Source organism: Leucobacter albus (assembly GCF_039528015.1).
GTDB classification, from domain to species: Bacteria; Actinomycetota; Actinomycetes; order Actinomycetales; family Microbacteriaceae; genus Leucobacter; species Leucobacter albus.
In genome coordinates, this window is sequence record NZ_BAAAKZ010000010.1 from 64,226 (window position 1) to 90,158 (window position 25,933).

The following is a 25,933-nucleotide window of genomic DNA, read 5'->3' on the forward strand; positions in this document are numbered from 1 at the left end:
GTACACTGCAATTCGTCACTAGATGAATTAAGGGGTGCCAATGAACGCAATCATCCGCAAAGAGTTCCGCGAACTCGCACGCGACCGAAGAACGCTCGCGATGCTCGTCGCGCTGCCGGTGCTGCTGCTCATCATCTTCGGCTACGCCGCCAACTTCTCGGTCGACAGGGTCACGGCGATCGTCGTCGGCCCACAGGCAGAGGCCGTTGCGGCCGAGCTCGCTGAGTACAGCGCGGCCCGCGACGATCTCGACATCCTCGAAATTGACAGCGCGCTCACCGAACTCGACGCTGAGCAGCTGCTCCGAGACCAGGTGGCGAACGCCGTGATCGTCTCGAAGCCACCAACCGGTGGCGCGGCCGCAGACACACCGTTCATAGATCGCATCAGCGTGTACCTCGACGGCAGCGGGCTCTTCGTCGCCCAGGCGTCGCAGGCCGTCTTCGCAACGCTCGCCGCCGAAGACCTCGAAACCCAAGTCACGCAGCGCACCGACGCGCTTGCAGACACACTCGCAGAAACGCTCTCGCAGGCGCTCGCCGAGGCGCGGGCGACGGGCGCCCCGCCGACCATCACGCCGCCGACCATCGACGCCCCAACGTTCGACCCAGACTCGCTCGTGACCGTGCTGTTCAACCCAGATCTCGAGACGTCGTGGGTCATGGTGCCGGGCCTCATCGGCCTCATTCTGCTGTTCATCGGAGCGCTAATCACGAGCATCGGCCTCGTGCGCGAACGCGAGACAGGCACACTCGAGCAGCTCGCGGTGATGCCGATCAGCCCGTCGGCGATCATCTTCGGCAAGATCACCCCCTACTTCGCACTCGCGCTCATCGACATGGCCGTGATTACGCTGCTCGGGGCCTGGCTGTTCGATGTTCCGTTCAATGGCAGCGTGCTCCTGTTCAGCCTCGCGGCGCTCATCTTCTTGTTCGTGGTGCTCGGCATCGGCGTGCTGATCTCGACGCTCTCACAGAACACGGGGCAGGCCATTCAAATGGCGATCTTGTTCGTCGTACCGCAGGTGCTGCTGTCTGGCCTCATCTTTCCGCTCACCTCGATGCCGCTCGGGGTGCGGTGGCTAGGGTACGCGCTCCCACTGACCTGGTTTCGCGAGGTAACGCAGGGCGTGATGCTTCGCGGCGCCGGGTTCGAGGCCCTGTGGCTCCCGCTCGTCGTGCTGCTCGGCATGGCCGTCATCGCCTTCGGGCTCGCAACGACACGCATGCGACACTCCCTCACCCACGGGGGTACGCGATGAGTAAGTCACATAGCATCTCGCTCACGCAGGCCTCCGTGCGGTTCGGCACAACGCTCGCGCTCGAGGGCTTTGCCGGTACTTTCGAACCCGGCACGGTGAGCGCCGTGATCGGCGGCGACGGCTCGGGCAAGTCGACCCTGCTGCGCGCCCTGTCTGGCAGGGTGCCATTTCGGGCACACACGAGCGCCGGGCTCCCGGTGCCCCGCACCGAGGTCGGGTACCTGCCAGCGACGTCTGGCGTGTGGCGCAACCTCTCCGTGGCCGAGAACGTCGAGTTTGTCGCGCACACGTTCGGGCTGTCGGCGGCGACGACCAGGGCGAGATCGGCGCGCCTGCTCGAGCGCGCGGGGCTTGCCGAGGCGAAAGACCGGCTCGCCGGGAGGCTCTCGGGCGGCATGCGGCAGAAGCTTGGGGTGGTACTCGCGACGCTGCACTCGCCGGCGCTCGTGCTGCTTGACGAGCCGACCACCGGGGTTGACCCGATCAGCCGCGCCGAGGTCTGGTCGCTCATTGCGGCGAGCGCCGCCGAGGGCGCAACCGTCGTGTTCACCACCACCTATCTCGACGAGGCCGAGCGCGCGCACCAGCTCTTCTTGCTCGGCGACGGGCGGCTGCTCGCCTCGGGGTCGGTCGCCGACGTGGTGCAGCAGGCCCCCGGGCGCATCTGGGAGGCCGCAGCGGCGCGCCCGGGCGCTCGGGCCGCGCTGCGCGCGCCGCGAAGCTGGCGCAGGGGCGGCACCATCTACCTGTGGGACCCCTCGCCCGCAGCCGCGGCACCACCCGGGTTTCGCGCGGCGATTCCCGACCTCGAGAACACGAGCATTGCCCTGCTCACCGCGCGGCACGAGGCCGCGGCCAGCGGGCCCCGGCCTCACTCGAACGCGCGCACCGATGTCTCCTCGCGCACGCGCGCCTCCAAGCGCCCGCACTCGCAGCCTCCGGTACCGCTCGGCGGCGCCAGCGGCGCCAGCGGCGCCAGCGGCGCCAGCGGCGCCAGCGGCGGCAGCGGCGGCAGCGGCGGCAGCGGCGGCAGCGGCGGCAGCGGCGGCAGCGGCGGCAGCGGCGGCAGCGGCGGCAGCAACCGCCGGGCGACGACGGGCCCGCTCGTCGAGGCGCGCGGCGTCGTTCGCCGGTACGGAGACTTCTCGGCACTCAGCGGCGTCTCGCTGAGCGTGCGGCCGGGCGAAATCGTTGGCCTGCTCGGCGGCAACGGCGCGGGCAAGACCACGCTGATGCGCATTTTGCTCGGGCTCGAGACCGCTACCTCGGGCGAGACGGGGTTGCTCGGCCGCCACCCCTCGCTGCAGTCGCGCCGCAGCATCGGCTACGTTGCGCAGGGTCTCGGCCTCTACCCCTCACTGTCGGCGAGGGCGAACCTAGAGTTCACCGCGGCAGCGCATCGCGTGGCACCGCCGCTGGCGGCGCTGCGGTTTGCCGCCGCGCAGGGGTCCGGCCCCACATCGGCGCTGCCGCTCGGCACGCAACGGCAGCTTGCCTATCTTGCGGCAACCGTGCACGACCCTGCGCTCGTGGTGCTCGACGAGCCGACCTCGGGCATGGATGCCCTCGCTCGGGCTGAGCTGTGGCGCGACCTGCGCGCGGCGGCCGAGCTCGGGGTGGGCACCCTCATCACCACCCACTACATGCAGGAGGCCGCCCAGTGTGACCGCCTCATCATTCTCACCGCGGGCCGGGTGACGAGCGAGGGGCCCGCCGCCGCCATCGTCGCGGGCAGGAGTTCGCTCGTCGTCGAAACCCCGCGGGTGAACGCCGCGTTTGCTGCGCTCACAGCGGCCGGCATTGCCGCGGTGCTCAGTGGCACGGCGATCCGCGTGCCCGGCGCGAACCGGGCCGCCGTCGCCGCCGCGCTCGCAGACCTCGGCGGGGCGGTGAGCATCGAGGCGCAGCCGACAACGCTTGAGGAGGCGATGCTGCTCGACGCCCTAACGGCCAACCGGGCGGGGTGACGGGCAATGCGACATCACGAATGGTCAGCTCATGCTGTATAGTCACTGCATGCTGACCATTGCCGCGCGCCTCGACGCCATGCACCGGCTCGGGCGGGCCATCGCCGACCCGACCCGCTCCCAGATACTCCTCGCCCTCGTCGAACGCCCCGGCTACCCGGCAGAGCTCGCCGCACAGCTCGGGCTCACTCGCACAAACGTCTCCAATCACCTCGCCTGCCTCAGGGGCTGCGGCATCGTGGTTGCGGAGCCAGAGGGCCGCAAGACGCGGTATGAGATCGCGGATCCGCACCTCACGGCGGCGCTCCTCGCCCTCGTCGACGTCACCCTCGCCGTCGACGAGGGCGCGCCCTGCGTCGACGACGCGTGCGCGGTTCCCGGCTGCTGCGGGGCCGACCAGACCGCGCCTCGCAGCGGCGCGGCGACGCGTGCGTCCGTGAGAGCGAGAGCGGGAGCCGGAGCGGCGGCTCCCCCGGCCGACACCGTGGCCGACATCGCGGCGGTGGCGGATCGCCGATGAGCGCCGAATGCTGCGGCTCAGACGCGTCTCCGAGCACCCTTCTCAGCGCGCCCGCTCCCGCGCCTCTCGCGCCTCCCACACACACCCAGTGGTGGCGCGATCGCTCGATCCTCATCCCACTCGTCGCCGGGGCGATACTCGCCACCGGCTTCGCGCTCGAGGTCTTCGGCCGCGAACCCCTCGCACTCGGGGCGTACTGGCTGGCCCTCGCGCTCGGCGCGGCCACATTCGTGCCAGGCGCCCTGCGGCGGCTCTTCGGGCAGAAGAAGCTCGGCATCGGGCTACTCATGACCATCAGCGCGATCGGCGCAGTAGTGCTCGGCTACGTGCAGGAGGCCGCGGCGCTCGCCTTCCTCTACGCACTCGCCGAGGCGCTCGAAGACCGCGCGATGAGTCGCGCACGCGGCGGGTTGCGGGCGCTCCTCAGCCTCGTGCCCGAGACCGCGACAGTCGTTGAAGACGGGGTGCGGCGCGAGGTACCGGCCGCGACGTTGCGGCCGGGGCAGACCATTGCGCTGCGCCCTGGCGAGCGGCTGGCCACCGATGGCGTCGTCACCGCGGGCAGCTCCACGCTCGACACCTCCGCCGTCACAGGCGAGTCAATGCCAGCGGCCGCGGGCCCTGGCGACGCCGTCGCGGCCGGCTCGATTAACCGCTCGGCCGCGCTCGAGATTCGCGCGACGGCGAGTGGCACCGTCAACTCGCTCACAGCAATCGTCGAGCTCGTCGAGCAAGCGCACGCGGTGAAGGGCCGGCGCGCGAGACTCGCCGACCGAATCGCCAGGCCGCTTGTGCCAGGAGTGCTGCTGCTGGCCGTCGCGGTAGCCACGGTCGGCTCGGTGCTCGGCGACCCCGAGACCTGGGTCACCCGCGCGTTCATTGTGCTCGTCGCCGCATCTCCGTGCGCGCTCGCGATCGCGGTGCCGGTCACGGTCGTCTCGGCGATCGGGGGCGCGAGCAGGCTCGGTGTTGTCATCAAGAGCGGAGCAGCATTTGAACGGCTGGGCACGATCCGCCGCGTCGCGCTCGACAAGACCGGCACGCTCACCCGCAACGCACCGACCGTCACCGCGGTCATCCCCGCCGACGGGGTGCCTGAGCGGGTCGTTCGCTCGCTCGCCGCGGCACTCGAGCAGCACTCAACGCACCCGCTCGCGGCGGCGATCACCGCCGGGGTGCCCGGCCCCGAACCCGCCTCGGCCGTCACCGAGCTGCCAGGGCTCGGGCTCACGGGCGTTGTCGGCGGCAGCGAGGTGCGCGTCGGTAACCCGAGGTGGCTGCGGCCTGGGCCCCTCACGGCGGCGGCCTCCGAGCTCGAGGCCGCCGGCCAGACCGTCGTCACCGTGGCGCGTGACGGCCGGGTACTCGGGGTGATCGGCGTGCGCGATGAACTGCGCCCCGAGGTCGCCGAGTTCGTGCGCGAGCTGCGCGGGCAGGGCATCGGCGTTGCAATGCTCACTGGCGACAACGCGCGCACCGCGCACGCGCTCGCCGAGCTCGCGGGCATTACCGACGTGCACTCAGAACTGCGCCCCGCGCAGAAGGCCAGGCTCATCAACGCGTTCGCTGTCACAGCCCCAACCGCCATGATCGGCGACGGTATCAACGACGCGCCGGCGCTCGCGGCGGCCTCGGTCGGCATCGCAATGGGCGCGACGGGGTCAGACGCGGCCATCGAATCTGCCGACGTGGCGTTTACCGGCACCGACCTCAGGCTCATTCCTCTGGCGCTCGCGCACGCGCGCCGGGGCCATCGCATCATCACGCAGAACATCTGGCTCTCGCTCGCGGTCATCGCCGCACTGCTGCCGCTGGCGATCACCGGCGTGCTCGGTTTCGCCGCGGTCGTGCTCGTGCACGAACTCGCCGAGGTGGTGATTATCGCGAACGGGCTGCGGGCCGCGCGCCCACCGCGCGGTCGCTCGCCCCTATTCGGGCTGCTCGGGCCACCCCTCTGACCCAATCGCGATCTCGGCGGCCATGTCGTCGAGGAAGCGGATCACCACGTCGCGCTCCGCCGGCGTGAGCCGCGCCGCCGCGTGAAACCGCTTGGCGTGCTGCTTACCGACGGTGTTCATCGCGGCCTCGTGCGTCTCAGGCGTAATCGTGATCGTGAGCGCGCGCCTGTCGGTCGGGTGCGCGCCACGCACGATGTGGCCGCCACGCTCGAGCCGATCGAGCAGCTTGGTTGTCGACGCGCTCGAGATCTTCAGGTGTGCGGCAATCGTGCCCGGTGTCGCGAGCTCACCACGGTTGCCCGTGACAATGAGAAAGTGCAGCGCGCGCATGTCGGTCTCGTTGAGCTTCATGTACTTCAGCGAGGCCTCAGAGAGCTCACGCTCGGCGTCACGCAGCCGCCCGAGGGCCCCCATGAGCATGCTGATCTGCTGCGCCTCGGCCGGGTCAACGCCGCCGCGGTCGACAAGCCTGCCATCTGGGTCAGCCGAGTCAATGTCGTAGAGATTCGGCGGCGCCGCGCCTCCCGGCTCGCGACCTGGCATTGACTCTCGCATTTCATGATTGTACCCAGGTTGACTGTTTCACACCGACCTATCTATACCCTTATGATGTTTCTTGCTAGGCTAGCTAAATCACGTTCGGGAATGGGGACTGCACATGAAGCCGCACCAAACAGAGGGCCTCACGCGAGCGCACGCTACCGGGCCAAAGGGGCCGCCAAAGTGGCTGCGCGTCGTCATCCCGGCCCTGCTCATCATCATGTGGCTCGCCGGTGCAGGCATTGGCGGGCCATACTTCGGCAAGGTCTCCGAGGTCTCCTCGAACGACCCGACCGCGTACCTGCCAGAGTCGGCCGACGCCACGCAGGTGCGCAAGCTGCTCACCGAGTTCAACGACAGCGACACGATCCCCGCGATCGTTGTCTTCGCTGGCGAGAACGAGCTCACGCGCGGCGAGCTAGACACCATCTCAGCCGCCCTCGAGAGCGTCGCCGACCCCGAGAGCTCGACGGGCATCGCGGGGATAGCCGACGGGGTCTCGCCCGCGCTCCCCTCGGAAGACGGCCTCGCCGTGCAGGTCTTCGTGCCGATTGACTCAGAGGCAGACCTCAGTGACACCGTTGGCTCGCTCGGCGACGCCCTCCGCTCGGCTGCCCCACCAGGCGTGTCCGTATACGTTACCGGCCCGGCGGGCTTCAGCGCCGACCTCTCCGCCGCGTTCTCAGGCATCGACGGGCTGCTCCTCGGCGTTGCGCTGCTCGCGGTCTTCGTGATTCTTATCATCGTCTACCGCTCGATCCTGCTGCCGATCGCGGTGCTCTCGACGAGCATGTTCGCGCTCTGCGTCGCCCTGCTCACCGTGTGGTGGCTCGCGAAGGCCGGCGTGATTCTGCTCAGCGGCCAGACCCAGGGCATCCTGTTCATTCTCGTGATCGGCGCTGCGACAGACTACTCGCTGCTCTACGTCGCCAGGTTCCGCGAGGAGCTGCGCGTCACAACCGACAAGTGGCAGGCCACGATGCGGGCGGTGCGGGCGTCGTTTGAGCCGATCGTCGCCTCTGGCGGAACGGTGATCGCGGGCCTCCTCTGCCTCCTCCTCAGCGACCTGAAGTCGAACAGTACGCTCGGCCCAGTCGCCGCGATCGGCATCGTCTTCGCGATGCTCGCCGCGCTCACGCTGCTGCCAGCGATCCTGTTCGCCTTTGGCCGCGCCGCCTTCTGGCCGCGCAGGCCGAAGTTCGAGCCCGATGTCGTCGAGGCCGAGCACGGTATGCCATCTGGCGGGGTCTGGGCGAAGTTTGCGGGCGCCATTAGGCGTCGCCCGCGCGCGATCTGGGTGACCACCGCGATCGTGCTCGCTATCGGCGCGCTCGGGGTCACGCAGCTCAACGCTGTTGGCGTGCCACAATCCGACCTCGTCATCGGATCCTCCGAGGCGCGCGACGGCCAGGCCGCGCTCGGCGAGCACTTCCCTGGCGGATCCGGGAGCCCGGCAACCGTCGTCGTGCCCGAGTCTGAGCTGCAGGCAGCCGCCGACATCTTGCTCGCGCACGACGGCATTGACGGCGTGTCGGTACTGTCCGGTGATTCGCCGAGCGGATCCGCGCCGGTCACGATCGACGGCATCTCAGCGTTTGGGCCACCCGGCACCCCCGTACCCACGCCGACCGTCGTGAGCGGCGACGTGATGCTGCAGGCGACACTGGTTGCCGCCGCCGATTCCGATGCCGCCGCCGACACCGTGCGCTCGGTGCGCGCCGAGCTCGCTGACGCCATCCCCGGCGCCCTGGTCGGCGGTGTGACGGCGACCGCGATCGACACGAACACCGCGTCGATCCACGATCGAAACCTCATCATTCCGGTGGTGCTCGCGGTGATTCTCGTGATTCTCATGCTGCTGCTGCGCTCGGTCGTTGCGCCCGTGCTGCTCGTGCTCACCACGGTGCTGTCGTTCGGCACCGCGCTCGGCGTCTCGGCGCTCGTGTTCAACGGGCTCTTCCAGTTCCCAGGTGCAGACCCAGCTGTTCCGCTGTTCGGATTCATCTTCCTCGTCGCGCTCGGCATCGATTACAACATCTTCCTGATGACGCGCGTGCGGGAAGAATCGGTGAAGCACGGCACCCGCGAGGGCATCTTGCGGGGCCTCACGATCACCGGTGGGGTCATCACCTCGGCCGGCCTCGTGCTCGCGGCGACGTTTGCGGCGCTCGCCGTGATTCCGATCCTCTTCCTCGTGCAGATCGCGTTCATCGTGGCGTTCGGGGTGCTCATCGACACGTTCATCGTGCGCTCGCTGCTCGTGCCCGCGCTGAGCTACGACATCGGGCGCAAGATCTGGTGGCCATCGAAGCTCTCGCGTGGGGGTGGGGGTGAGGGCGAGGGCTGAGGCTGGGGCTGGGGCTGGGGCTGGGGCTGGGGCTGGGGCCCTCGGGTTTCGCTCCGTCACCATGTTTTCGCCCCGTCACCATCCAAATACCTGCTATTTCGATGGTGACGGAGCGAAAAGGCTCTGACGGGCGGGGCCGGGCGGCGGGGCCGGGCGGCCGGGCCGGGGCTCAGGCGGCAGCAAGCAGCGCCGCGATGCCCGCGGCGACCACGGCCTCGGGCTCAGCGGTATGAGCGGCATGAGCGGCATGCAGCCTGGCATACGTCGGGGCAATGCGCTCACTGATGGGCGCAGCACGCTCGCGTGGCGCAACCTGCGCGGTCGTGGCACTACCGATCACAAGGTTCGATAGCGCGTACGAGGCGCCGAGCGGATCGCGCACCCCGCGCGCCTCGAGCAACACGCAGAGCCGTTCAGACAGGGCAAGATAGCTCGGGCCGCGCGGTGCTCTCATCGCGATCACCTGGCACGCCCATGGGTGGCGAGTGAGGTGGCGAAACAGGGCAAGCATGAGCTCGTCGACCGCAGCGCCGGCCACCGCCCGCTGCATCTCAGCGTCAGCGCCGAGCGCGCGGTCGAGAGCGAGGTCGAAGAGGTCATCGACCGAGTGCACCCTCGAATAGAGGCTTGCCGGCGCTACCCCGAGAGCGCCTGCGACCGAGCGCAGCGTGAGAGCGCGCAGGCCGCCAGTATCGAGTTGTTCTGCCGCCGCCCGCGCGATGTCTTCCACAGCAACCGACCTGGCGCGCTGCACAGGTTTGCTGTTCTCCCAGTAGCTCACGGCTTCAGCCTAACCGATCTATGTTAGCTTTGCATCGTGCTCCAACAATCGCAGCTACCCCTGACCAACAATCACGCTCGCCTACGCGCGCTGCACTTCGACGATGCCGCACCCTACGCGGCAGGCACCGCCGACCCCGCCGTGCGGGAATTTGGCCATCTCCCCGAACCCGAGTACACCCCCGCAAGTGTGCGCGCGATGATCGAACGCGACGCAGCACCTGGCCTCGAGCGAGGAGACCTTGCCGTTCTCGCAATCGCAAACGCTGCAGACGATGCTTTCGTCGGCAGCCTGGTGATCTTCGATGTGCGGGCCGACAGCGCCGAGGTCGGCTTCTGGCTACACCCCAGCGCTCGCGGCAGGGGCTTCGCGAGCTCAGCGCTCGCGCTCGCCGCCGAGTTCGCGCAGCGCAGCGGGCTCAGCACGGTTACCGCACGCACCGCCGCAGACAACGCCGCATCGCAGCGCACCCTCGAGTCGGCAGGGTTTCGAGCCGGCACCACCGAGACTGCGACGGCCCCATCGGGCAAGCGCATCGACATCGTGCACTACGAACTCCCGCTGAGCTAGGCCCGCCGCCCGGCGCTGAGCCGCTTCGGCGACCGAGGCCCACAGGTCAACCCATCGCACCAGCACACCGACCCGCCACCGACCCGGTCACGATCCTAGCCGCGCCAGCACCCCACCTATCACCCTGGCCGCTTCCGGGAACGCGCCGGGGTTTGGCCCGGAGTAATTGAGCCTAACGAACGCGCCCGAGGGCTCGGCAGGGAACCATTCGTGGCCCGCCGCAACGAGCACCCCTTCGTCTTCGCACGCTCGCACGAGGGTGTGCACATCGACCCCGTCGCCAAGCTGTGCCCACAGGTTCAGCCCACCGTGCGGCAACCCCGTGAGGTGCGCGGTCGGCGCAAACTCGGCGAGGCTCTCGGCGAGCAGATCGCGGCGCGCGCGCAGCTGCTGTTTGAGGCCCCGCAGGTGCGATGCCCACCCCGGCTGCGTCACCACATCGAGGGCGGCGGCCTGCAAGATGCCGCTCACGTACATCGCTGATGCGCGCCGGTCGGCAAGGATCCGCTCGCGCGCAGGCCCCCTCGCGATCACCCCGGCAATGCGAATCGCGGGCGAAACGCTCTTGGTGAGTGACCGCAGGTAGACGACGTGACCGGCATCGTCGCTTGCGGCAAGCGGAACCGGCTCGGTCGAGATGCCGAAATCGTGGGCCCAGTCGTCTTCGATAAGGAAGGTGCCGTACTCGCGCACGACCGCGAGAATCTGCGCGGCCCGATCCGGCGACCACTGCGCACCCGTGGGGTTCGCATAGTTCGGCTGCGCGTAGAACGCACGCGCCCCGGTCTCTGCGAACGCACGAGCGAGTGCGCCGGGGTCGGGCCCCTGCGGGCCGCTCGACACTGGCACCAGGGTGACGCCGGCCTGTTCGGCCGCGAGAATGGCACCCCAGTAGGTCGGCGACTCGACGAGCAAGGGCTGCCCGGCCGAGACCAGCGCCCGGAATGTGGAGCTCAGGCCGCTCTGGCTGCCGGGCAGCACGATCACATCGCTCGCCGCAACCGGGGTCACGCCGAGCGGCGTCGCGGCGGCAAGCTCCTGGGCAAACCACGCCTGCAATTCGGGGAGCCCGGCCGCGGGAGCTCGGGTCACGGCTGCCTCGCTACGGCCAGCCCGCCCGAGCGCCTGCCGAATGAGCCGCTCCGGCAGCAGCTCACGGTCGGGGTAGCCGGCGTGGAGCGCTATCGATGTGTTCGCCGATGCGCGCATCGTCGCGGGCGCGGGCGACAGTCGGTGCTGCGGCGAGCGCAGCGCCTCGGTCTGCCACGCGAAATCGAGCGGCCTGGCGGTGCGAACCGCCCGCACGAACGCGCCGACACCCGGCCGCGTCTCGATAGCACCGCGAGCGCTCAGGGTGCGCAGCGCTTTCTGCACCGTGACGGGGCTCGCCTGGTACTCGGCGACGAGCGCGCGGGTCGGCGGGAGCCTTGCCCCCGCTGGCGCGCGCGAGATCCAGTCGAGGAGCCCGGTGACGATTCGCGAACTGCTATCATCATTCATGAATAGACATAGTAGCGCTACTCTCCAAATCTCGCACGCGATACCCTCACCGGGCCGAGGGCTGCTCTGGGGCCTGCTCGGAGTGGCGGCGTTCTCGTTCACGGTGCCGTTCACTCGGGTCGCCGTGGCGGGGCTCTCCCCACTGTTCGTTGGTTCTGGCAGGGCCGTCGTGGCAGCGGTTCTCGCGGGGGCCGCGCTCGCGCTCACGCGCCAACGGCTCCCGCGCGGCTCGCAGTGGATCCGCGTCGCCGTCGTCGCTGCCGGCGCCGTCGTCGGCTTTCCGCTCCTCACCTCCCTCGCGCTCACCACGGCCTCGGCCGGGCACAGCGCCGTGGTAATCGCACTGTTGCCCGCAGCGACGGCTGCGATGAGCGTGCTGCGCACGGGTGAACGGCCCGGGCGCGCGTTCTGGGCAGCGGCCGGTGCTGGTGCCGCTGTCGCTGTCGGGTTCGCCGCGGTGCAGGCCGGCGGGTTGGGGCAGCTCAGCTGGAGCGACCTGCTGCTCTTTGGGGCGGTGCTCGCCGCAGCCGTGAGCTACGCCGAGGGCGGGCTACTCGCCCGCGAGCTCGGTGCCTGGCAGACGATCTCGTGGGCCCTCGTCGTCGCAGCACCGCTGATGATCGGCCTCACCTTCGCCGCGGTTGCGGAGCACGGGGCATCGGCGACCCCGACGCAGTGGCTTGCCTTCGGCTACCTGGGCCTCGTCAGCATGTTCCTGGGGTTCGTTGCCTGGTATCGCGGGCTCGAAATCGGCCCGATGGCACAGGTCAGTCAGGTGCAGCTCGTGCAACCGGTGCTCACACTTGCCTGGGCGGCGCTGATCTTGCACGAGCCCGTGGGGTGGCTCACCGTCGCGGGCGGCCTCGCGGTTATCGCGTGCGCGCTCTTTGCCGTTCGCACACGGAGGCCGGCGTGATGCGGTTCACCGGGGTCAGCGCGTTCCCGTTCACGCCGTTTCTCGCGGCGGGGGCGGGCTCGCGGGCTGGAGCAGCCGCTGGCACCGGCGCCGAAGCCGGCATGCGCATCGAACCGGGCACCAGCACCGAACCGGATTGCACTATCGACGAGGCCGGCTACGCGCGCGTCGTCGCGCACGCAGCCAAGTCGGGTGTCGAGTCGCTCTGCGCGCTGGGGTCAACGGGCGGAGCACCCTACCTCTCGCCGGGCGAACGCACACGGGTCATCGAACTCACCCTCGAGCACGCCTGCGGGTTGCCCGTTGCAGTCGGTGTGAGCGCGCTGAGCACCCGCGAGGTGCTCGAGAACGTCGCCGAGGCACAGCGTCTCGGAGCTGCCGCCGTGCTGCTCGCGCCCATGACCTACCAGCCGCTGACCGCAGAAGAGGTGTTTGGCCTCTACGCGACAGTGAGCGCCGAGCTGTCGGTGCCACTCATCGTGTACGACAACCCCACGACGACGGGGTTCACGTTCACGAGCTCGCTCCATGGGCGCATCGCGACGCTCCCCGGCGTCGCATCGATCAAGATTCCCCCGGTGCCTGAGCCGGAGGCCAGCACACGGCTCGCGGAGTATCGCGCGCAGATGCCGCCGGGCGTCACGCTCGGCATCAGCGGTGACGCGAGCGCGGCCGGCGCGCTGCTCGCGGGCTGTGAGGCCTGGTACAGCGTGCTCGCGGGGGCGCTGCCGGTCGAGTGTCTCGCGATCCACGCCGCGGCGAGCGCTGGTGACGCGACCCTCGCTCGGGCGCTGTCGGGCCAGCTCACACCGCTGTGGCGGTTGTTCGCTGAGCACGGCAGCTACCGGGTCATCGCTGCTGTGCTCGCAGAGCTCGGGCTGATCTCGCACGATTCGCTCCCGCACCCGGTTCGGAGCCTCGACGAGCGCGGCGCCCGGGCGGTTGCCGCTGCGCTCGCCCAGATCGCAGCCGCGAGCGGAAGCGCATAGGCTGCTGGTACCCCCGCGCCACGTTTGTCACCGAGCAGGAGTAGCCATGTCCACTGTCCCAGCCACCGGCACCGCGACGACGAGCACGCAAGCCGCACACACCCCGGCCGCACACACCCCGATCTACGACGCCGTCGTGTTTGACTGCGACGGCGTCATTGTCGACAGCGAGGGCATCGCGCTCGAGGTCACCCTCCGCATTGTGACCGAGCTCGGCTGGCAGACCGACTTCGACACCCTCGCGAAGCTGTTCGTCGGCTCGTCGAGCGAGTACTACCACGCCACGCTCGCCGAACGCGTCGGCCGCCCCCTCGAGCCGGGGTGGGATGCCCCCTACAAACACTGGCTCGACGAGGCGTTCGCCGAGCGGCTCCAGGCGATCCCCGGCATCGTCGAGGCGCTCGACCGGCTCACGGTGCCGTTCGCGCTCGCGTCGAACAGCCGCAACGCGCGCATCAGGTCGAGCCTCGACACTGTCGGGCTGCGCGACCGCTTCGAGGGGCGCATCTGCAGCGCCGAAGACGAGGCGGCCGGCAAGCCGGCTCCCGACGTGTATCTGTCAGCCGCGCGCAAGCTCGGGGTCGACCCCGCGCGCTGCATCGCGGTCGACGACAGCCCGACCGGGGTGCTCGCCGCCGAGCGCGCCGGCATGCTCGTGCTCGCCTACACCGGGCACTTCGGCCCAGAAGAATTCCCGCAGAGCGACCGCGTCATCGCTCTGCACGACATGCGCGAGCTGCCGCGCGTCGTCGAGCAGCTGCGCTTCCCCGAGCGCTCGCACGGTTGATCGGCGCGGGCAGCGACCGCCGGCCGGCGAGCGGCACCGGCCGCGGCGGCGCTCGAGCGCACAGCCGCCCGGCCCGGCCCCACGCTAGGCTGTGTGTTCATGGCAATAGGCGCGACGATCCACACATTCGACATTCAACTCGCCGATGTGGATCGCGGAGTGTACGAGCAGCTCGCGCTGCGAGTAGCCAGGCACCCCTCTGAAACCGATCGCTTCATGGTGACGCGGCTGCTCGCGTACTGCCTCGAGTACGAGGAGGGCATCGCGTTCAGCGCTGGAGTGTCGACGACCGACGAACCGGCCGTGCTCGTGCGCGACCTCACCGGAGCAGTCACCGCGTGGATCGAGGTCGGCGCCCCCGACGCCGACCGGCTGCACTACGGCAGCAAGCTCGCCGGCAGGGTCGCGGTCTACACGCACCGCGACGCCGAGAAGCTCATCGCCTCGTGGTCTGGGAAGACGATTCACGGAGCAGACGAGATCGCCATCCGCTCCTTCGATGCCGGGTTCATCGACGGCGTTGTCGCGACCCTCGAGCGGCGCAACACGATGACGGTATCGCTCACCGAGGGGCAGCTGTACGTCGACAGCAACGGCGCGAGTTTCTCGAGCGCGCTCCACGAGCACCGCATCGGCTGACCCGGCGGGCGAACGGGCGGGCGCAGCTCAGGCGCCCAAGCGGATCACCGCTGGTTTACGCGAATGAGGTTGCCCGACGGGTCACGAAACGCGCAGTCGCGCACGCCGTAATCTTGATCGCTCGGCTCCTGCACGACGTCTGCGCCGGCAGCCTCGAGCTTTGCGAAGAAAGCGTCGAGGTCGTCGGTGGCAAGCGTGAGCGCTCCGTAGACGCCCTTGGCCATGAGGTCGAGAATCACGGCCCGCTCGGCGTCTGACACCACCGGGTCGACGGCCGGCGGGTGCAGCACGATCGAGGTGTCTGGCTGCCCGGCGGGGCCCACGGTGATCCACCTCATGTTCTCGTACCCGACGTCGTTTCGCACCTCGAATCCGAGCGCGTCGCGGTAGAACGCGAGCGAGGCCTCGGGGTCGGTGTGCGGAAGAAATGCGTAGTGAATGCTGATGTTCATGCGTTCAATCTACGCCTGGCCCTGCCCCGAGGCTTCTCGATTTCTGACCGGTCTCGTTGCCTGCTTCGCGTGGCAGGCCGGAATGCCGGCGGCCGCGGCGCCGCGGGTGCGCTTGTACTCGCTCGGCGAAACGCCGACATGTGCGCGTCGCGGGCGAGAGCCTCGACGTCGAGCGGCTGCGCGTAGTCGCGGTCGATGCGGTCGCGCACACGGCGGATCGCGACGATCGCCGTGCGCTTCTCCGAACCCGGTGCCCTGTTCATACGCCCAGCATCTCACGACGATCCGCGCAGTTGCTGACCCGTATGACACTTGTTGTCGACAAACCTCGCTCCGGGCGACAACAAGTGTCATATTCAGCGGCGCGGCGCGGCGCCACCCGCCATCCGCTAGCGCGCGGCGAATGCCTTGATGCGCCTGTCGCCCTCGGGGCTCTCGGAGGCACGGGCGATCGAGCTCGCTTCCTCGGAGAGCTGCTCACGGAAGCTGCGCTCGGGGCGCGAACGAATGAGACGCTTCGCCTCGCCGTAGGCGTGAGCATTCTGTACCCAGAACGCCGCGATCGCCTCGGCCCGCGCACCGACCTGATCGTCGGCAACGCGCTCGGCCGCGAGCCCCCACTCGACCGCTTCTTCTGCCGACAGCAGCCGCTCCTGCAGCAGGAGCTGCAGCGCACGCCGTTCACCGACTGCGGCCGCGAGCTGCGCAGACACCGACAGGTCGGGCGTGAGCCCAACGCCGCCGTAAATGCTGCCGACGCGGGAGGATTCGCCGACGACGGCGTAATCGCTCGCGAGCAAGATTCCGAGGCCACCGCCGGCGGTGGTGCCGTGGGCGGCAGCGACGACGGGCTTTGCCGACTCCGTGAGGGCGAGAATGCCGACGTTGATGCGCTCGGCGAGCGCACGGATCATGCCGCCCCGCTCGCTCATCTGCGCCATCGCCTGAACGTCGCCACCGGCGCAGAACGCGCGGCCAGCGGCGTCGACGATGATGGCCTTCACCTCGTCAGACTGGACGGCGGCCTCAGCGGCCGCCGTCCACCCCTCAGCCATCTCATCGTTGAAGGCGTTCAACCGGTCGGGCCGGTTCAGAGTAATGCGGGCGACGCCGCCCGAGATGTCTAGCAACACTGCAGTAGTCATACTTCGATCCTACGAGGGTGACCCGCCCCGCGGTCAACCGCTGTGTGCGAAACCTCTGCCCCGGCGGCCGAAACTAGCTCAGCAGTAGTTCCGGCCGTTCAATCGCGGCCCCGATGTCTGCGACGAAGCGGCTGATCACGTCGCCGTCGATCACCCGGTGGTCGAACGACCCGCCGATCGTGGTGACCATGCGCGGGCGCACCTTGTCTTTCACCACCCATGGCTTCTTTCTGATCGACCCCATTGCCACGATCGCGGTCTCGCCCGGGTTGAGAATCGGCAGCCCGAAGTCGACGCCGAACACGCCGACGTTCGTGATTGTGATCGTGCCCCGCTGCATTTCGGCTGGCTGGGTAACGCCGTCTCGCGCACGCTTCGTGAGCGTGCCGATAGCCTCGGCGAGCGCGACGAGTGAGAGCTCGTTGGCACCCTTAATGTTGGGCACCACGAGGCCCCTCGGTGTAGCCGCCGCGATGCCGAGGTTCACGTAGTTGCGCCGAATGATCTCGTCGCCCGCCCAAGCCGAATTCACCTCGGGGTTTCGCTGCAGCGCCCAGAGCACGGCCTTCGCCATGATGAGCAGCGGCGAGACCCGCACGTCGGCAAAGCTGTCGGTGGCCTTGAGCCGCTCGACGAGCTTCATTGTGCGGGTCGCGTCGACCTCGACGAACACCGACGTGTGCGGTGCGGTGAACTTGCTTTCGACCATCGCCGCAGCGACGACCTTGCGAATGCCCTTCACCGGCACCCGCTCCTCGCGCGCTGCAGCGGGCGCCCCCGCTGCGATCGCGCGTTCTGCACCGCCGCTGGCTGCCGCCTGCACATCGGCGCGCAGAATCTCCCCGGCGACTCCCGTGCCGGTGACCCCGGCCAGTTCGACGCCAAGGTCTTTTGCGAGCCTGCGCACCGGCGGTTTGGCGTAGGCCTTCCCCCGCGGAGCAGGCGCGACGGCCACGCCAGCTGCTGGAACCAACGCCGGGCGCCTGTCAGGGGCGCGCCTGCTCTTCACGGCCCCTCCGGTGCCGTAACCCACGAGCACTGCGCCGGAGTTCTCCTCGTCGGCCGCCGCAGCACCGGCCGCCGCAGCACCGGCCGCGGCAGCACCGGCCGCCGCTGCACCGGCCGACGCTGCACCTCCCCCAGCCGTATCCGCCTGCGCGGCGCGCTCAGGAGCGCCGCCAGCCGCGGAGCCGCTCGCGGCGGCAGAGCCGGTCGATGCCGAGCCCGATCCGCCACCCTCGCCGGCGTTGTCGCCCTCGCCGCGCATCCGCAAAATTGCGGTGCCGACCGGCACCGTCGTTCCCGTCTCGACGAGCAGCTCGGCGATCTCCCCCTCGAATGGGGAGGGGATCTCGACGAGCGATTTCTCGGTCTCGATCTCGCAGATGACCTGGTTCAGGTGCACCGTGTCTCCCGGCTGCACCGCCCACGTCACGATCTCAGCCTCGGTGAGGCCCTCCCCAACGTCGGGGAGCAAAAACTCGTTGTTACTCATGTCACACCTTTCAGCGTCAGCGCGCTGCTAATAGTTCATGGCGCGATCGACGGCGGCGAGCACGCGATCGGCATCGGGGAGGTAGTGGCTTTCGTTGCCCGCGGGCGGGAACGGCGTATCGTACCCAGATACGCGCAGCACCGGTGCCTCGAGCGACAGGAAGCAGCGTTCGCTGAGCGTGGCCGCGAGCTCCGAGCCAACGCTCGCGTTCTCTGGCGCCTCCTGCGCCACGACCACGCGCCCTGTCTTGCGCACTGAATCGACGATCGGGCCATAGTCGATCGGCGAGACCGTGCGCAGGTCGATGACCTCGGCGCTCACCCCCTCGCCCTTCGCGATCTCGGCGGCCTGCAGCAGCGTCGTGACCATCGCGCCGAAGCCGACGAGCGTGACATCGCTCCCCTCGCGCGCAACGAGTGTCTCGTGTAGCCCCGCTGCCGGGCTCCCGAGGCGCACCTCGCCCTTCTGCCAGTACTTTGCCTTCGGCTCGAGAAAGATCACCGGGTCCTCTGACTCGATCGCCTGCTGAATCATCCAGTACGCGTCGTTCGCGTTCGCTGGGCTCACCACGCGCAGTCCAGCGGTGTGCGCGAAATAGGCCTCCGGGCTCTCTTGGTGGTGCTCGACGGCGCCGATGTGGCCGCCATAGGGCAGCCGCAGCACGACGGGCATGTTCATGGTGCCGGCGGAGCGGTTGCGAAGCTTCGCGAGCTGGGTCACGATCTGGTTCATCGCGGGGAAGACGAAGCCGTCGAACTGAATCTCGGCGACCGGTCGAAACCCGCTCATCGCGAGGCCAACCGCCGAGCCGAGAATGCCGGCCTCAGCGAGCGGGGTGTCGAGCACGCGCGCGGTGCCGAACTCCTTCGCGAGGCCCTCGGTGACGCGAAAGACGCCGCCGAGCGAGGCGATGTCTTGCCCGAGCAAGACGACGTTGTCGTCGCCAGCGAGCGCCTCGCGGAGCCCCGCATTGATGGCGCGCGCAATCGCGAGCGATGTGGTTTCGTGCGACTGGCTCATGAGGCCACCTCCTCGGCGAACGATGCTTCGTATGCGTGCAAGAAGGCCCGCTGCTCATCGATGCGGGGGTGCTTCTCTGCATACACGTAGTCGAACATTTCATCGGGCTGCGATGCCGGCAGCGCGAGAATCTGGTCGCGAACCGATCGAGCGTTCGTGGCGGCCTCGGCGTCGATCTCGGCGATGGTCTCGTCGGAGACCCCGAGCGAGCGTAGGTAGCCGGCAAGCCTGCGCAGCGGGTCTTTGAGCTTCCACTGCTCGAGCTCTTCGTTCTCGCGGTAGCGCGTCGGGTCGTCGCTCGTGGTGTGCGCGCCGATGCGGTAGGTGAGCGCCTCGATGTAGCCGGGGCCGCGGCCCGCACGCGCGTCGCGCATGAAACGGCGGCCGACCGCGTACGACGCGAGCACGTCGTTGCCGTCGATCTGCACCGACTGTATGCCGAAGCCGAGGGCGCGCCGGTACAGCGGGGTGCGGCTCTGGCGGGCGACGGGCACCGAGATCGCGTACTGATTGTTTTGCACGACGAAGACGATTGGCGACTGGTAGCTTTGGGCGAACACGAGGGCCTCGTTGGCTTCGCCCTGGCTCGTGGTGCCGTCGCCGTAGAAGCACATCACGGCGCGATCGGTCGCGGTGCCGGGCTCGTTCGGGTCGAGCGCGGTGTTGCCAGCCGCGCGCTTCGCGTCGAGCAGCATGCCGAGCGCGAAGCCCTGTGCGTGCTGCGCCTGGGCGCCGAGAACGACGGTGTAGAGGTGGAAGTTGCCGTTCTTCGGGTCATTCACGTCCCAGCCACCGTGCGTGAGCCCGCGAAACTGCGCCGCGAGGTCGAGCAGTGGCACTCCGCGAACGTCGGCGACGGCGTGTTCGCGGTAGGTCGGGAAGAGGTGGTCTTCGGGTTCTGTCGCATAGGCGAGCCCGACCTGGCACCCTTCTTGCCCGAGGTTTGGCGCCCACAGGGCAAGCTGCCCCTGGCGCTGCAGGTTCGTGCACTCGGTGTCGAAGGCGCGGCTGCGCGCCATCGATCGGTACCAGCCCTGCACTTCTTCAACCGCGAGGTCTTCGACCTCGCTCAGATACTCTTTCGCGCTCTCGTTCGGGGCAAACGATCCGTCTGCTCCGAGAAACTGAATGGGCTCTGGATCATGGATGGTGATCCCCATCTACGCTCACGCTCCTTGTTGGATTGCCTGGTTATGTCACAGCACGACAGTGCTTGTGCTCCGGCAGCTAGGATGCGTCGTCTTCGCCGTCGAAGCACGTACAAGGGTCACTTGTGAGCCTCACACTATCGCGCGTAAGTGTGAAAAACCACTGTCCGCGCGCCCAAGAATCTGCCACGAATGTGGCGGCTGAGACGAATCGCCGGGCGGTCTAAAGGCGCACCTCGCCCGCGAGGTGCACCCGAATTCCCATGCCGGCAAACATTGCCGCCTTGGCCACGAGCGCCCGGTCGGCGGTCTCGGCGTCTGGGGCGTACACGAGCTGGGCGTGGTTTGCCTTGTGCCGCGCCATGAACTGATCGCGCGAGATGCCGTGGAGCACGACGTGCGCGATCGGCCACTCGGGGTTCGTCGCGTGCTTGCGCCGCTCGGTCTCGGCGGCGGGGAGCTCGACGACCGAGGCCCTGAAGATGTCGGCCTGCAGCACGCCGTCTGCGATGTAGACGCGCGACAGCACGATCTCGCCAGGCTTCGAGACGCCGTTGATCGTCGCGCCCCCGGCCGGGAAGAACACGTGCCCCTGGCGCCAGCCCTCTGCGTTATTCCAGCCGCCGAGGTGCGAGGCGGGCACCGAGCCAGAGATCTCGTAGACCCACACGAACTCGCCGTCGTACTCTTCGCCCCAGCGCACATCGTGCAGCGTGTTGTCTGGCTCGAGGCCCATGGCCCGCCACACCCTGTCGGTGACGAGCGCGTCGACGGCGACACCCTCGTCTGCCTCGTTGAAGTGCGGGAAGGCCCGGCCTGCGAACAGCTCGCGCTGCCCGTCGCGCGAGAACACGGGCGGGCGCTCGGTGGTGTTCAGCATGCCCTCGGCGAGGTCTGAGGCCGGCACGAGGTCTTTGAGCCCCTGCTGGTATTGAATACCGACGGCGTCGAGCCCGAAGTCGTCGGAGATGCGCAGCGCAGCGATATACATTTTCAGCTGCCACTGCACCTGCTCGCGGGTGAGCTCGGTCGCGGCGTCGTCGCCGTACTTGAACGTCATGCCGCGCTCGACGAGCCAGTCGTAGGTTGCGTCGGCCTCCGCCTCGGTCACCTCGAGCATCTCGGCGTAGAGCGCCGACTGCGAGAGCCGCTCCTTGTAGATGCCCGTGTGGTTCAGCAGCTCGTCGTCGAAGATCGCGTTGTACATGCCCATGCAGCCCTCGTCGAACACGCCGATGATGGCCTTGTCTGCGAGCAGCTCCGCTGCGAGCGCCTCGCCGAGCGCCTTTTCGGGGCTCGCGGGCAGCTCGGGCAGCGGGCGCACGTGCGAGTCGTCGTGAGTGATCTTCCCGGTCTCGACCCACTCGCCAAGCCCGGCCTTGAACCAGTCGTCGGTGAAGTCGACCGACCAGATTGTCGCGTACGGTTTGCCCATCTTCGTGAGCCCGGCGTTCAGCCCGAGCAGGCCGACGAGGCCCGGCCAGTCGCCGGCGAAGTTCGCGACGGTGAGAATCGGCCCCTCGTGGGTGCGCAGGCCCGCGAGCACGTGGTGGGAGTACTGCCACACGGCCTCGGCGACGATGAGCGGTGCATCGGTGGGAATGCGCTTGAAGACTTCGAGCCCCATGCGCTGGCTCGAGATGAAGCCGTGCCCCGTCTCGGGATCCACATCGTGAGCGCGAATCACGTGCCAACCGAGCTCGGCGAGCGCCGCCGTCACGTCGGCCTCCATCGCGGCCTGCACCGGCCAGCCGGCCGTGTTCGCCGACTCGCGCAGGTCACCGGACGCGATGAGATAGGCGGTCTTCGGCGCGGCCGCCGGGCGGGTGGACGGGGTGGGAAGTGCGTAGCTCATGGTGCCTCCTTGGCGTGCGGTGGTGCGGTGGTGCGGTTTTGCGGTGGATCGGGGAGCTGGGCGCCTCGGGCTCGGCCGTCAGGAGAGCCGCTGGGCGGCCGCGAGTTCGTGAACGACTTCGCGGGTGCCCGCGTACAGCCGCAGGTACTGCCCGTACAGCTCGTCGTAGCGTGCCGCGTGTTCCGTGTGCGGGGTGATGGTTGCCGCGATCGGATTCCACGCAGCGATGGATCCCGGGGCCTCGCCGATCGCTGCGGCCGCGAGATACGCCGCCCCGAAGCTCGCCCCGATGGTGGTCTCGGGCACCTGCTGCGCCAGCCCCGTGACGTCGGAGACGATCTGCAGCCAGAGCTGACCCTGCGTGCCGCCGCCAACGGCGACGATGCGGCGAATATCGGCGCCGGCCGCGCGCATGGTCTCGACGTTGTGGCGCACGCCGAAGGCCGTCGCCTCGAGCGCGGCGCGGTAGAGCTCTCCGCGGCCGTGCTCGACCGTGAGCCCGGCGACGACGCCGCGCGCGTCTGGGTCTTGAATTGGGGTGCGCTCCCCCGCGAAGTAGGGCAGCATCAGGAGGCCGCGCGCGCCCGGGCCAGCCGCCTCGGCCGCCGCGAGCAGCTCCGGGTAGTCTGCCCCGGTGAGGCCCTTCAGCCAGGCCGTGAGCGCGCCAGAGGTTGATAGGCCGCCCGCGAGATTGCGGCTGCCCGGGAACGCGCCCGCCGTTGTCCACATCGAGGGGGTGCGCAGCGTCTCGTCGCCCGTCGCGACGAGAAACATCGTCGTGCCGTACATGAGCATGAGATCGCCCGAGCCGTGCGCGTCGACGCTCACGGCCTCGGTCCATGCGTCGATCGTGCCAATCGTCACCGGGGTGCCTTCGGCGAGCCCGGTCTCGGCCGCCGCATCAGCGGTGACGCGCCCGGCGAGGTCGCCGGCCCAGCCCAGGCGTGGCGGCTCGAGCGGAGCGGCGTAGCGCTCCCACCATTGCGCGTGCCAGGCCTCGCGCTCGATGTCGTACAGCGGCGACGATTGGCTCGCCGACTGGTGGTCGAGCACGTACTCGCCGGTGAGCTTGCGGGCGAGCCACGAGGCTGGCATGAACAGCCGCCTCGCGCGATCCCACGCCGCTGGCTCTGTCTCTGCGACCCAGGCGATCTTCGGGCCAGCCGACTGCGATGTGAGTAGCGAGCCGCCCACGCGAGTGATCTCGTCGGCGCCAAGCTCGCGCGTGATGCGCTCGATCTGCGCGGTGGCGCGGGTGTCGACGCCGTAGAGGATCGCCGGGCGCACGGGGTCGTCGTGTTCGTCGGCGAGCAACACGCACGGGCCCATGCCGCTCACCCCGACCGCCGCGACCTCGGCCTCGGGTGCGGCCGAACACAATTCGCGCGCAATGTCGACGAATTCATCCCACCAAATACTGGCGTCCATCTCGACCCAGCCCGAGTGCGGGCGGCTCACGTCGTGCGCGCGCACCGCCGTTGCGACGATAACACCGTCGCCATCGACAAGCACCCCTTTGCTGCTCGACGTGCCAATATCGATGCCGAGGGTGGTTCGTACCGCCATGCTGACCTCCGTTGGTGCTGCCGCTGGGGCGAGGCGTGTCGCGCCCGAAGCTTCGGCATCGCGACCCCCTCCCGCTGCGAGACTACCCGATATGTCCCATGTTTCGCATCCGATTGCGCGCGCGGGTTCTGGCCGTGCTCCGAGCGGCGAACGGGCTATCACCGTCGACCGTCGCCGTTGCACCCCAGCGTCACTTGAGCGGCCTACTCGCGACCGTCGGCGTTATTGAGCGCCATCCATTCGTCCCAGCTCGACGGCTCGCCGGCGGGCTCCGCGCCGCTCTCGGCGAAGGCGCGCAGGCCGGCGAGCACATAATCGAGCTCGCGCAGGTGAATCTCGTTGGCCCGCTCGCGCGGCACAGTGAGCGCGGGGCGCAGGTGCGTGATGGTGAGCATAAGATCACCCGGCCCGTAGTGCTCTGGCACGAGCCCGAGTTCGCGATCCACCGCGATCACCGCGGCGAGGGCCAGCTCGAGCCTGGCTGCGAGCGCGTCAATCTCTGGCGTCGACCCGACCGGCCGGCCGAGCAACGGCATAAGCGGGCCGTTCGCCTCGGCGATATGGCGCTTCAGGAAGCGCTCGATGGCCGAGGGCGACTGCGCGCTCTCGACCGCGTCGGCTGGCGCGGAGACGCAGTCTTCGGCGAGCTCACAGATCAGCCGCAGGGCGATCACGCGAATTGCATTGACGAGGTCGGTCTTGCTCGGGTAGCGGCGATAGATGCTCGCGACCCCCGTGTTCGCGCGAGCCGCCACCTCCGACATCGGCGCGCCCCACCCCCACTCGCTGAACACCTCGCGTGCGGCGCGCAATATTGCCGAGTCGTTTCCCTGCGCTTCGCGCGCACGGCCGCGCAACGGCGCGCCCTCGGTGTTCTCAGAAGTCACCCTTCCAAGCTACCCCGATTTGCCATACACTTCTATCGGAACGAATCATTCCGTTCCGATAGACCGGGCAACGCTGCCCCACAAGAGAAACGAGCAGCCTTGCCAGAAGACCCCGTGCCACCGACCCCGCACGCCCTGCCAGCCCCTGAGGGGCCCGCTGGCGCCGAGAGCGCCGCTCACGCTGCGAGCCTCGCAAGCGGCGAGAACCCCGCTAGTACCAGCTCGCGCGGGCTCGTCTTCGCGCTCGCGTTCGCCGTGCTGAGCTTCTCGATGATGCAGACGCTGCTCGTGCCGGCGCTGCCGCTCTTCATGGCCGAGTTCGGCATCGACGCGTCGCTCGCCGGGTGGATTCTCACGAGCTATCTCCTCTGCGGGGCCGTCGCCGCCCCGATACTCGGCTCGCTCGGCGACCGCTACGGCCACAGAAAGATTCTGCTGCTCACGCTCGGCATCTTCGTGCTCGGTGGTGCGCTCGCAGCGCTTGCGCCATCGCTGCCCGTGCTGCTCATCGGCCGGGTGCTCCAGGGCGCGAGCACCGCAACCTTCCCGCTCGCGCTCGCGGTCGTGAGGCGGCACACCGCTGGGGCCACCCAGCGCAGCGCGACGGGTTGGCTCAGCGGAACACTGGGGCTCGGCGCTGGCGCCGCACTCGTCGTAGGCGGGGTCATCGTCGAGGCACTATCGTGGCACTGGCTCTTCGTGACGGGGGCCGCGATGGGGCTCGTCTCGATCGGGCTCGTCGCCTGGCGCGTGCCAGCTTCAGCTCGTGGCAACGCCGCACGCACCGACTGGCCGGGCACCCTGCTACTCACCACGGGTCTGCTTGCACTGCTGCTTGGCATCTCACAGGGAGGCAGCTGGGGCTGGGCATCGCCGGGGGTGCTCGGGCTCTTCGGCCTCTCGGCTGTCGCGCTTACTCTGCTCGTGGTCGTTGAGCGCCGCACAGCATCCCCACTCATCGATGTGCGCACCCTCGCGCGCCCGGCGCTCGCAGTGACCAACGGGCTCACGCTGTTTCTTGGGTTTATTCCGTACGTGTTCTACGTTGGGCTGCCTGTGCTGCTACAGGCAGACCCGGCCGCGGGGCACGGCCAGGGGTTCACCGTGACCGAAACTGGCATCGCGCTCTTGCCTGGCGCGGTGCTCGTGTTTCTCGGCGGGCGATTTGCCCCCTGGCTCATTGGCCGCGTCGGGTCGAAGCTGGCAGCCTGCGTCGCCCTCACGGTGATGGGCATCGGCGGCATCGGATCGGCGGTCGCCCCCAACAGCCTGGCGATCATCGTCGTGTTCTTCGCGCTCGTGGGCCTCGGCAACGGAATCGGCTTCGCGGTCGTGTCTGACCTCGTGGCAAGCCTCGCACCGCGCGCAGAGATCGCCGCCGCCCTCGGAGTGAACGGGGTGCTGCGCACCGTCGGTTCTGCACTCGGGGCCCCAATCACGACCGCGGTGCTCACGAGCGTAGCGGTCGCCGCGAACGGCGCGAGCACCCTCGGCTCGTTCACCGCGCTGTTCACGATTGGCGCCGCCGTGAGCGTGCTCGGGGCCGCGTTCGCCCTCACGCTGCCCGCTCAGCGGTAGGCGCGGGCGCGA

At 69.1% G+C, this 25,933-nt stretch carries 23 protein-coding genes; 11 read left to right on the forward strand and 12 right to left on the reverse strand.

Annotation, left to right across the window (positions count from 1 at the left end; all coding sequences use genetic code 11):
* The first annotated feature begins 40 nt into the window (after positions 1 to 40).
* From ABD115_RS11385 to ABD115_RS11400, 4 genes are read left to right on the forward strand one after another with little or no spacing between them, the layout of a single operon-like run.
* Entirely contained in the window at positions 41 to 1,261 is a 1,221-nt protein-coding gene (locus ABD115_RS11385; RefSeq protein WP_343960890.1) for an ABC transporter permease, read from the forward strand.
* Entirely contained in the window at positions 1,258 to 3,228 is a 1,971-nt protein-coding gene (locus ABD115_RS11390) for an ATP-binding cassette domain-containing protein (RefSeq protein ID WP_343960892.1), read from the forward strand. Before ABD115_RS11385 ends, ABD115_RS11390 begins: the two co-directional genes overlap by 4 nt.
* Positions 3,229 to 3,277: 49 nt before the next feature.
* Positions 3,278 to 3,748, forward strand: coding sequence for a Cd(II)/Pb(II)-sensing metalloregulatory transcriptional regulator CmtR (gene cmtR, locus ABD115_RS11395; RefSeq protein WP_343960893.1), 471 nt, complete (start codon positions 3,278 to 3,280; stop codon positions 3,746 to 3,748).
* A complete protein-coding gene (locus ABD115_RS11400) occupies positions 3,745 to 5,706 on the forward strand; it encodes a heavy metal translocating P-type ATPase (protein ID WP_343960894.1) in 1,962 nt (653 codons plus the stop codon). The genes cmtR and ABD115_RS11400 overlap by 4 nt, the downstream gene beginning before the upstream one ends.
* On the opposite strand, the gene ABD115_RS11405 is transcribed toward ABD115_RS11400, so the two are convergent.
* Positions 5,677 to 6,261: a MarR family winged helix-turn-helix transcriptional regulator gene (locus ABD115_RS11405; RefSeq protein ID WP_343960895.1), complete on the reverse strand. Its 585-nt coding sequence runs from the start codon at positions 6,259 to 6,261 to the stop codon at positions 5,677 to 5,679. The two genes, ABD115_RS11400 and ABD115_RS11405, sit on opposite strands and share 30 nt — an antisense overlap.
* A 103-nt stretch (positions 6,262 to 6,364) precedes the next feature.
* Here ABD115_RS11405 and ABD115_RS11410 point away from each other — a divergent pair, with 103 nt between their 5' ends.
* Complete coding sequence (locus ABD115_RS11410) at positions 6,365 to 8,593, forward strand: MMPL family transporter (protein ID WP_343960896.1); 2,229 nt, start codon at positions 6,365 to 6,367, stop codon at positions 8,591 to 8,593.
* A gap of 169 nt (positions 8,594 to 8,762) precedes the next feature.
* On the opposite strand, the gene ABD115_RS11415 is transcribed toward ABD115_RS11410, so the two are convergent.
* The gene (locus ABD115_RS11415; protein ID WP_343960897.1) at positions 8,763 to 9,374 is read right to left on the reverse strand and encodes a TetR/AcrR family transcriptional regulator; all 612 of its coding nucleotides are present in this window, start codon (positions 9,372 to 9,374) and stop codon (positions 8,763 to 8,765) included.
* A gap of 36 nt (positions 9,375 to 9,410) precedes the next feature.
* Here ABD115_RS11415 and ABD115_RS11420 point away from each other — a divergent pair, with 36 nt between their 5' ends.
* Positions 9,411 to 9,944, forward strand: coding sequence for a GNAT family N-acetyltransferase (locus tag ABD115_RS11420; protein WP_343960898.1), 534 nt, complete (start codon positions 9,411 to 9,413; stop codon positions 9,942 to 9,944).
* An 87-nt stretch (positions 9,945 to 10,031) separates the two neighbouring features.
* Here ABD115_RS11420 and ABD115_RS11425 read toward each other — a convergent pair whose 3' ends face one another.
* Positions 10,032 to 11,444 (reverse strand): aminotransferase-like domain-containing protein, encoded by a 1,413-nt coding sequence (locus ABD115_RS11425; RefSeq protein WP_343960899.1) that lies wholly within the window; start codon positions 11,442 to 11,444, stop codon positions 10,032 to 10,034.
* Here ABD115_RS11425 and ABD115_RS11430 point away from each other — a divergent pair.
* The 4 genes from ABD115_RS11430 to ABD115_RS11445 all read left to right on the forward strand — a co-directional run bounded on the left by ABD115_RS11430 (position 11,443) and on the right by ABD115_RS11445 (position 14,775).
* Positions 11,443 to 12,360: a DMT family transporter gene (locus tag ABD115_RS11430; RefSeq protein ID WP_343960900.1), complete on the forward strand. Its 918-nt coding sequence runs from the start codon at positions 11,443 to 11,445 to the stop codon at positions 12,358 to 12,360. The two genes, ABD115_RS11425 and ABD115_RS11430, sit on opposite strands and share 2 nt — an antisense overlap.
* A complete protein-coding gene (locus ABD115_RS11435) occupies positions 12,360 to 13,349 on the forward strand; it encodes a dihydrodipicolinate synthase family protein (protein WP_343961385.1) in 990 nt (329 codons plus the stop codon). The genes ABD115_RS11430 and ABD115_RS11435 overlap by 1 nt, the downstream gene beginning before the upstream one ends.
* A gap of 46 nt (positions 13,350 to 13,395) precedes the next feature.
* Positions 13,396 to 14,136: an HAD family hydrolase gene (locus ABD115_RS11440; protein WP_343960901.1), complete on the forward strand. Its 741-nt coding sequence runs from the start codon at positions 13,396 to 13,398 to the stop codon at positions 14,134 to 14,136.
* Between the two features lie 99 nt (positions 14,137 to 14,235).
* On the forward strand, positions 14,236 to 14,775 hold the full coding sequence (locus ABD115_RS11445) for a YaeQ family protein (protein WP_343960903.1): 540 nt from the start codon (positions 14,236 to 14,238) through the stop codon (positions 14,773 to 14,775).
* Between the two features lie 44 nt (positions 14,776 to 14,819).
* Here ABD115_RS11445 and ABD115_RS11450 read toward each other — a convergent pair whose 3' ends face one another.
* The 9 genes from ABD115_RS11450 to ABD115_RS11490 form a co-directional block, all read right to left on the reverse strand.
* The gene (locus ABD115_RS11450) at positions 14,820 to 15,227 is read right to left on the reverse strand and encodes a VOC family protein (RefSeq protein ID WP_382388850.1); all 408 of its coding nucleotides are present in this window, start codon (positions 15,225 to 15,227) and stop codon (positions 14,820 to 14,822) included.
* A complete protein-coding gene (locus ABD115_RS11455; RefSeq protein ID WP_382388852.1) occupies positions 15,224 to 15,490 on the reverse strand; it encodes a hypothetical protein in 267 nt (88 codons plus the stop codon). Before ABD115_RS11455 ends, ABD115_RS11450 begins: the two co-directional genes overlap by 4 nt.
* Before the next feature lie 126 nt (positions 15,491 to 15,616).
* On the reverse strand, positions 15,617 to 16,372 hold the full coding sequence (locus tag ABD115_RS11460; protein WP_343960904.1) for an enoyl-CoA hydratase/isomerase family protein: 756 nt from the start codon (positions 16,370 to 16,372) through the stop codon (positions 15,617 to 15,619).
* 73 nt (positions 16,373 to 16,445) lie between these two features.
* Positions 16,446 to 17,867 carry a dihydrolipoamide acetyltransferase family protein gene (locus tag ABD115_RS11465; protein ID WP_343960907.1) on the reverse strand — a complete coding sequence of 474 codons (1,422 nt, stop codon included), beginning with the start codon at positions 17,865 to 17,867 and terminating at the stop codon, positions 16,446 to 16,448.
* A gap of 27 nt (positions 17,868 to 17,894) precedes the next feature.
* Positions 17,895 to 18,887, reverse strand: coding sequence for an alpha-ketoacid dehydrogenase subunit beta (locus ABD115_RS11470; RefSeq protein WP_343960909.1), 993 nt, complete (start codon positions 18,885 to 18,887; stop codon positions 17,895 to 17,897).
* Positions 18,884 to 20,047, reverse strand: a complete 1,164-nt coding sequence (locus ABD115_RS11475) for a thiamine pyrophosphate-dependent enzyme (RefSeq protein ID WP_343960911.1) — start codon at positions 20,045 to 20,047, stop codon at positions 18,884 to 18,886. Before ABD115_RS11475 ends, ABD115_RS11470 begins: the two co-directional genes overlap by 4 nt.
* A gap of 211 nt (positions 20,048 to 20,258) precedes the next feature.
* Complete coding sequence (locus tag ABD115_RS11480) at positions 20,259 to 21,890, reverse strand: fucose isomerase (RefSeq protein WP_343960913.1); 1,632 nt, start codon at positions 21,888 to 21,890, stop codon at positions 20,259 to 20,261.
* Positions 21,891 to 21,968: 78 nt separating this feature from the next.
* Positions 21,969 to 23,456, reverse strand: a complete 1,488-nt coding sequence (locus tag ABD115_RS11485) for an FGGY-family carbohydrate kinase (protein ID WP_343960915.1) — start codon at positions 23,454 to 23,456, stop codon at positions 21,969 to 21,971.
* A 203-nt stretch (positions 23,457 to 23,659) separates the two neighbouring features.
* Positions 23,660 to 24,343 (reverse strand): TetR/AcrR family transcriptional regulator, encoded by a 684-nt coding sequence (locus tag ABD115_RS11490; protein ID WP_343960917.1) that lies wholly within the window; start codon positions 24,341 to 24,343, stop codon positions 23,660 to 23,662.
* Positions 24,344 to 24,442: 99 nt separating this feature from the next.
* Between ABD115_RS11490 and ABD115_RS11495 the strand changes: the two genes are divergently transcribed.
* Positions 24,443 to 25,921 carry an MFS transporter gene (locus ABD115_RS11495; protein WP_343960919.1) on the forward strand — a complete coding sequence of 493 codons (1,479 nt, stop codon included), beginning with the start codon at positions 24,443 to 24,445 and terminating at the stop codon, positions 25,919 to 25,921.
* Positions 25,922 to 25,933 lie beyond the last annotated feature (12 nt).